6 protein-coding genes are annotated in these 6,973 nt (G+C 71.7%); 5 read left to right on the top strand and 1 reads right to left on the bottom strand.

Annotated features, from left to right (window positions below; all coding sequences use genetic code 11):
* Positions 1 to 245: 245 nt before the first annotated feature.
* Entirely contained in the window at positions 246 to 926 is a 681-nt protein-coding gene (locus tag G4D87_RS30665; RefSeq protein ID WP_163786249.1) for a succinate dehydrogenase/fumarate reductase transmembrane subunit, read from the bottom strand.
* A gap of 262 nt (positions 927 to 1,188) precedes the next feature.
* Here G4D87_RS30665 and hslO point away from each other — a divergent pair, with 262 nt between their 5' ends.
* From hslO to G4D87_RS30640, 5 genes are all read left to right on the top strand, one after another.
* Complete coding sequence (gene hslO / locus G4D87_RS30660; RefSeq protein WP_163786248.1) at positions 1,189 to 2,073, top strand: Hsp33 family molecular chaperone HslO; 885 nt, start codon at positions 1,189 to 1,191, stop codon at positions 2,071 to 2,073.
* 34 nt (positions 2,074 to 2,107) lie between these two features.
* Positions 2,108 to 3,139, top strand: coding sequence for a Leu/Phe/Val dehydrogenase (locus G4D87_RS30655; protein WP_163786247.1), 1,032 nt, complete (start codon positions 2,108 to 2,110; stop codon positions 3,137 to 3,139).
* 62 nt (positions 3,140 to 3,201) lie between these two features.
* Positions 3,202 to 3,966, top strand: a complete 765-nt coding sequence (locus G4D87_RS30650; RefSeq protein ID WP_163786246.1) for a phosphoribosyltransferase family protein — start codon at positions 3,202 to 3,204, stop codon at positions 3,964 to 3,966.
* 19 nt (positions 3,967 to 3,985) lie between these two features.
* Positions 3,986 to 5,902, top strand: a complete 1,917-nt coding sequence (selB, locus tag G4D87_RS30645) for a selenocysteine-specific translation elongation factor (RefSeq protein WP_163786245.1) — start codon at positions 3,986 to 3,988, stop codon at positions 5,900 to 5,902.
* The coding region (locus G4D87_RS30640; RefSeq protein WP_163786244.1) for a PAS domain S-box protein at positions 5,899 to 6,973 on the top strand (1,075 nt) is incomplete at its 3' end. The genes selB and G4D87_RS30640, both read left to right, overlap by 4 nt.

Below are 6,973 nucleotides of genomic sequence, written 5' to 3'. Positions count from 1 at the left end.
GGACGCCGGCAGTTCTCCCAGCCACGTGGGGGAGACAACAACGACTACGGTCAGCCGCCTCCGGACGACATGGGCGGTGGCCATGGCGGCGGCGGCAACGGCGACGACGACATCCCCTTCTAGGCCCGGCTGACGCCAGCGGTTCCCTGGAAATGAAACCGGCCGCTCCCCGGAAGTCTCGGGGGCGGCCGGTGTGCTTTGTGTTCGTGGACTTTCCGGACCCGGCGCGCCGGGCCCGGGCCGCGTCACGGAGGGGTGGCGCCCACGGGGCTGAAGGCGGCGCCCGCGGTGTAGAGCGCGTAGATGACCGCCCAGCTCATGGCCGTGAGAATCAGGAAGAGGATGATGACCACCGGCTCGAACTTGCGCATGGAGCGCTCGCTGGAGAGCAGCCCCCAGCCCATGGCGAAGCCCTGGAGGCCGTTGGCCAGGTGGTACGAGGTGCCCAGCGTGCCCAGCAGGTAGACGACCAGGGTGGGCACGTGGTGGTGCATCTCCCGGGCGATGTCGTCGAACTGCTCCGGGTGACCCAGCACCAGCCGCGGGTAGAGGAAGGCCAGCCAGATGTGGGCGCCCAGGAAGGCCAGCACGCCCACCGCGCTGAGGCGCTGGAGGAGGTACTTGAGGTTGCCGTAGTTGTTGTAGCGGACGTTGTTCGGCCGGAAGCTGAACAGGCGCACCAGGCCCCAGCCGGTGTGCATCAGCAGCGGCAGCAGGACGATGATGAAGGTGAAGACCTGGGAGAACGGGTTGGCGTACGTCGTCACCGACCTCTGCCAGGCGTCCGCGCCGTTGAAGGCGGAGAGGTTGTCCCACAGGTGGTTGACGACCCAGAAGGACAGGGGAACCACCGCGAGGAACGAGCCCAGGCGGGACTTGAGGAGCGGTGTCTTCGTCTCTACTGCTGCGGCGGCTTGGGTGCTCATCGAATCTCCAGCGGCGGCGCGCGGGCGTCTTGCCGCGTCCACGGTCGAGGGCAGGTGACAGTCGGACGGCGGTTTATAGCCGTTCCAGCGCCGGGGCTGGATTTCTTCCGCACCCCGGCATGCCAGCCCACCCACACGGAGGCATAAGGCTGACCTTATGCGTCACCCCGGGCCGTCCTGCTGCCCGCCCGCCGGGCGCCGGGGCCCCCGCCTTCTGTCGTTGGCGGGCAATGCGGGCTCGGGCACGCTAGTCGCCATCGATATGTCCGACGAGCTTGTCAGTGGAATGTTGAAGAACACGGACCTGCGCGTGGTGCTCGCCACCACGACGGCGCTGTCGCGCCAGGCACGCGCCACCCACGGCACCGCGCCCGCCGCCGCCGTGCTCCTGTCGCAGGCCCTCACCGCCGCCGCCCTGATGGGGGCCCTGCAGAAGGGTGACGCCCGCATCAACATCCAGGTGGAGTGTGACGGCCCCCTGCGCGGCCTCTTCGTGGACGGGGACACCTCCGGGCTCGTCCGCGGCTACGTGAAGAACACCTACGTGGAGTACTCCGGGAGCGACGGCACGTACCATTGGCGCCCCGTGCTGGGGAACAAGGGCTTCCTGTCCGTGCTGCGGGACTTGGGCGGCGGCGAGTACTACCGCTCCGCGGTGGAGCTGGAGGCCTTCGACCTGGCCGCCGACCTGGAGCGCTACTTCCGCCAGTCGGATCAGCTCCCGTCACACGTGCTGCTGGCACAGCTGCCGGAGGGCGGGGACGCGGAGCCGCTGGGCCGCGTCGCCGGCCTGCTCGTCCAGCCGCTTCCGGGCGCGGACATGGAGGCCTTCGCGGCGCTGGGTGAGCGGCTGCGCCGTGACTTCGCGCCCATGCTCCAGGCGCACGCCGAGTCGGGGGCCACGGCCGTGCTGCGCGCGCTGCTGCCGGAGTCCGACTTCGAGGTCATGTCGCGCTACCCGCTGCGCTTCGGTTGTTCGTGCAGCAAGGACCGCGTGCTGCGCGCGCTCCTGGCCATGGGACGTGAGGAATTGACGGACCTGCTGGAGAAGGAAGGGCAGGCGGAGGCGACGTGCCAGTTCTGCACGACGCGCTATGTCATTCCTGGCGACGAAATCCGCGGCATCTTGGAGCGCGGCGCCATTTGACTTGCACAGGGCGCGACGGTACTTGCCGCGCGCCATGAGCTACTTCACGCAGTTGCTTGAGGGCGGCTACGAAGCCGTCCACTTGTTGAGTGATTCCAAGACGGGCCTGCGTGCCATTGTGGGCATGCACAACACGCGGCTCGGCCCGGGGTTGGGCGGCACGCGCGCGCTGTCCACCTATACCAGCGAGGAGGAAGCCGTCGCGGATGCGCTCCGGCTGGCGCGCGGAATGACATACAAGGCCGCGCTCGCGGGGCTGCCTCACGGCGGCGGCAAGGCGGTCATCATGCTGCCGCGCGGAAGCTTCGACCGTGAAAGGATTTTCGAGTCCTTCGGCCGCGCGGTGGAGTCCCTGGGCGGGCGCTACATCACCACCGAGGACAGCGGCACCAGCCCCGATGACATGGAGCACGTGCGCCGGCACACGAAGTATGTCGTGGGCCTGAAGGAGCGCAGCGGAGACCCGTCGCCGGTGACGGCGTATGGCGTGGCGCGCGCCATGGAGGCCACGGCGAAGCACGTCTTCGGCAGCCCGGACTTGAAGGGCCTGCGCGTCACCGTGCTGGGCGTGGGCCACGTGGGCATGTACCTGGTGAAGGAGCTGCACCAGCGCGGCGCCAGGGTGTGGGTGAGCGACCTCAACCCCGCCAGCGTGCAGCACGCCGTGACGCAGTACGGCGCCACGGCGGTGGACGCCGACGCACTGCATCGGATGGAGGCGGACATCTACGCCCCCTGCGCGCTGGGTGGCGCCATCAACGACACCACCCTGTCGCTGCTGAACGTGAAGGCGGTGTGCGGGGCGGCCAACAACCAGCTGCTCACCTCGCGTCATGGCGAGCAGTTGGCCCGGCGCGGCATCCTCTATGTGCCCGACTACGCGGCCAATGCCGGCGGCCTCATCAACGTGGCCCAGGAGTGGGCGGGGTATGACCGGGACAAGGCGTACTCCCGCGCCTCCCACATCTTCGACACCATCGACACGGTGCTGACGCGCGCGAAGGAGTCCGGCCTGCGGCCCGAGCAGGTGGCGGACCGGATGGTCGAGGAGCGGCTGGCCGGCTGAGCGCTTGCGCACACAGTGCGTGTGTTGCCGCGAGACAAAGGCGACGTCTGGGGTGTGGCCGGATGTGGCCACCGTGCGGCCCTCGGAGTATGACGGGGCCGCACACACCCCAGCCGGAGTTCAGCGCCGTGGCGACCAAGCGGCAGAGCAAGCCCCCCGAGAAGGCCTCTTCGAAGAAGTCCCCCGCGGCGAAGTCGTCGCGGATGCAGGCGGAGAAGCTCGTCTCCATCCCGGAGGACCTCGTGCTGGCGCCCCAGGTGGAGGCGCCGCGCCAGCCGACGGGGAAGGACCAGTCCCGGGGCCGCTCCGCGTCCAGCGGCGTGAAGGAGCTGACCTGGAAGGAGTTCGACCGCGCGGTCCAGCAGCTCGCGGGCTCCATCCAGGAGACCTTCGAACCCCAGGTGGTGGTCGGCGTGGCCCACGGCGGTGTCTTCGTGGGCGGCGCGCTGGCGGGGGCGCTCGGCTGTCCGTTCTTCCCCGTGCGCATCAGCCGCCGAAGCAGGGACCGGGGCAGCACCAGCTCCGCGCCTCGCACGTCGAAGGCGCCGCAGCTCGCCGGGGAGATGCCCGCGGAGCTGAAGGGCCGCCGCGTGTTGATTGTGGATGACGTGGCCTCCAGCGGTGACACGTTGGAGCTGGCCACCGCCCTGGCGCGCGAGGCGGGCGCGAAGAAGGTGGCCACCGCGTGCCTCGTGACGAAGCCGGGTGGCTTCTCGCCGGACTACTCCGCGCTGACCAGCGCCTCGCTCATGGTCTTCCCCTGGGACTACGAGCCGTCCACCGGCGACGCGCGCTTCGACGAGGACCCGGACAAGGCTGGCGCGTGAGCCTTGGCGCGGTGACGCCATGATTGTCGGGACGGCGGGCCACATCGACCATGGCAAGACGTCCCTGGTGAAGGTGCTCACCGGCATCGACACCGACCGGCTGAAGGAAGAGAAGCGCCGCGGCATCACCCTGGAGCTGGGCTTCGCCCACCTGACGCTGGACGACGGCGGCGTGGCGGGCGTGGTGGATGTCCCGGGCCACGAGCGCTTCGTGAAGGCCATGGCCGCCGGCGCCGGCGGCGTGGACCTGGTGGTGCTGGTGGTGGCCGCGGACGAGGGCGTGATGCCCCAGACGCGCGAGCACCTGGACATCTGCCGGCTGCTGGGCGTGAGGGCCGGCGTCGTCGCCCTCACCAAGTCGGACACGCTGGCGGAGCTGGGCCCGGAGTGGCGCGCGCTGGTGGAGGCCGACCTGGCCGCGCTCACCGTGGGGACCTTCCTGGAGGCGGCGCCCGTGGTGGCCTGCTCCGCCAGGACGGGAGACGGGCTGGACGCGCTGCGCGCCGCGCTCACCCGGGCCGCGGCGGCGCTGCCCGAGCGGCCTTCGGAGGGCCCCGCCTTCCTGCCGGTGGACCGCGTGTTCACCCTCAAGGGGTTTGGCACGGTGGTGACGGGCACGCTGCTGTCGGGAGCGCTGGCGGTGGAGGACGCGGTGTCGCTCCTGCCCGGGCTGCCCGGTCCGCTGCGCGTGCGCGGGGTGCAGCGGCATGGCGCCTCCGTGTCCGTCGTGGAGGCGGGACAGCGCGCGGCGGTGAACCTCACGGGCGTGGAGCCGGAGGCGCTGCACCGGGGCATGGTGCTGGTGCGCGCGGGCGAGCTGCCAGAGACGCGCATGCTCGACGTCGAGCTGACGCTGCTCCCCGCGGCCCCGTCCCCGCTGCCTCGCCGTTCGAAGCTGCTGCTGCACCTGGGCACCGCGCAGGTGGAGGCCACGGTGGCGCTGCTGGACGTGGAGCGACTGGAGCCCGGCGAGACGGCGCTGGCGCAGCTGCGGCTGGGCACCGCCGTGGGCGCGCTGGTGGGCCAGCGCTTCATCCTGCGGGGCGCGCGCGCCCTTCCGGGCCGGGGCGCCACGGTGGCGGGAGGCCGCGTCCTGTCCCTCTCCCCTCCGAAGCGGCGCAAGGGGGGCGCGTCGGCGGTGGCGCCCCTGCTGGAGGCGGACCCGGCGGGGCAGGTGGCCTGGCTGCTGAGACAGGCGGGCTACCGCGGCATGTCGCAGCCGGAGCTGTTCGGCCGCTCGGCGCTGGGGCCTCGCGTCCTCACGCGCGCGCTGGAGCTGCTGGGGGCGCGGGGCGGCGCGCTCCTCCTCGACCGGGAGCGGCGGCTGTACCTCTCCGGCGACGTCTTGGAGGCGTTGCAGCGACGCGCCCTGGCGCTGCTGGCCACCTTCCATGAGCGCGAGCCCCTGCGCGAAGGGCTGCCCCGCGAGGAGCTGCGGCAGCGGCTGTCCTCCGCGCTGGACGCGCGGGTGTTTCAGCGGGTGTTGCAGGCGTTGGTGGAGGGCGGCCGGGTGGAGCTGGAGCGGGACGTGGTGCGCCTCAAGGGCCGAGGCCGCACGCTGACGCTGGGGGACACCGCCGCTCGGGCGCGGCTGGCGGCGGAGCTGTCGGCCGCGGGCCTGGCGCCTCCCTCGCTTCCAGAGCTGGAGCAGAAGCTCCAGCTCCCCGGCTCCCGGCTGCGCGAGCTGTTGGGCGTCATGGTGGTGGAGGGGGCGGCGGTGCGCGTGTCGGAGGGCTTGTGGTTCGCGGCCGGGGCGCTGGCGACCCTACGCGAGCGCCTGGTTGCCCACCTGCGCGAGAAGAAGGAGATTACCACCCAGGACTTCAAGGAACTGGTGGGGCAGAGCCGCAAGTTCGTCATCCCCCTGTCCGAATACTTCGACCGGGAGAAGGTCACCCTCCGGGTGGGAGAGAAGCGGGTGCTGCGTCGCGGATGAGTACCAAGCGCTACAGCGAGGCGGAGCTTCGCGTCCTCACCGACACCTTCCGCAACCCCATGCTGGCGGTGGTGGAGGGACGGGTGCTCGTGGCCAATGACGCCTATGTCGCGTTGCTCGGCCTGCGACGCGCCCAGGTGGAGGGCCGCTCCGTCATGGACTTCATCCAGCGGGAGGACCGCAGCCGCGTCGTCGAACGCTACTGGCGGGTGGAGGCCGGCGCGCCGCTCCATGAGGGCTCCCAGCTCTTCCAGGTCCCCTGCGCGGATGGCGTGGCGCGCGAGGTGGCCGTCACCGCGTCCCGCTTCGTGTTGGAGAGCGGGGGAGGGGGCCTGCTGCTCAACTGCGTGCCCATGGAGAACCGGCCGCCGGAGATGTCGGTGGCCGAGCGGCTGGTGGAGACCTCCGCGGGGCTGGTGTCCGCGCACTCGGAGAACGCCGTCCGCCGCGTCGCCCTGAAGGGCCTGGAGGCCGCGGGCTTCCGGGCCCGGCTGCTGCGCTGGGACGGCGAGGGCCTGCTGACCCGGGATGGAGCGCCCCTTCCGGAGGATGCGCGCCTGGGGCTGGAGTCGCTCGCGGACGGGCGTCCTGTCTTCGGCGGCGTGGACCAGGCCTCGCCCACCCACGTCTACCTGCCCGTGGGCGGCCCCCAGGCCGAGGTGCTGTGGGTGGAGGGCCACTGGGTGGCGCCGCGCCATGGCTCGGTGTTGATGCTCTTCGCCAAGGTGGTGGGCGCCGCGCTGACGGACGCGCGCGTGCAGGCGGAGAGCGCGCGCAGCCGCTGGGAGATGGAGGCGGTCGCGCAGATGGCGCGCTTCGTCGCGCAGCCGGCGCCGCCCACGCAGGAGGACTTCCTGGAGCGCGTCGCTTCACTGCTCCAGGCGGACGCCGCGGCGCTGCACCTCTCGACGCCGCCCGAAGTCCCGCTGTCGCTGTCTTCGCACGTGGGCCTCCAGGACGTGGCGGACGCGCGCCGGCTCACGGGGGTGTTGTCGTGTGGCGCGGAGGGGGCGTTGACCTCGGCCGCGGACGAGTCCTCGCTGGCGGAGCAGTCCGGCGGGAGGTTGGGGG

This window comes from Myxococcus vastator, from assembly GCF_010894475.1.
GTDB lineage: Bacteria > Myxococcota > Myxococcia > Myxococcales > Myxococcaceae > Myxococcus > Myxococcus vastator.
Note: the sequence above shows the minus strand (reverse complement) of the source record. Positions and strands in the feature narration are given on the sequence as shown.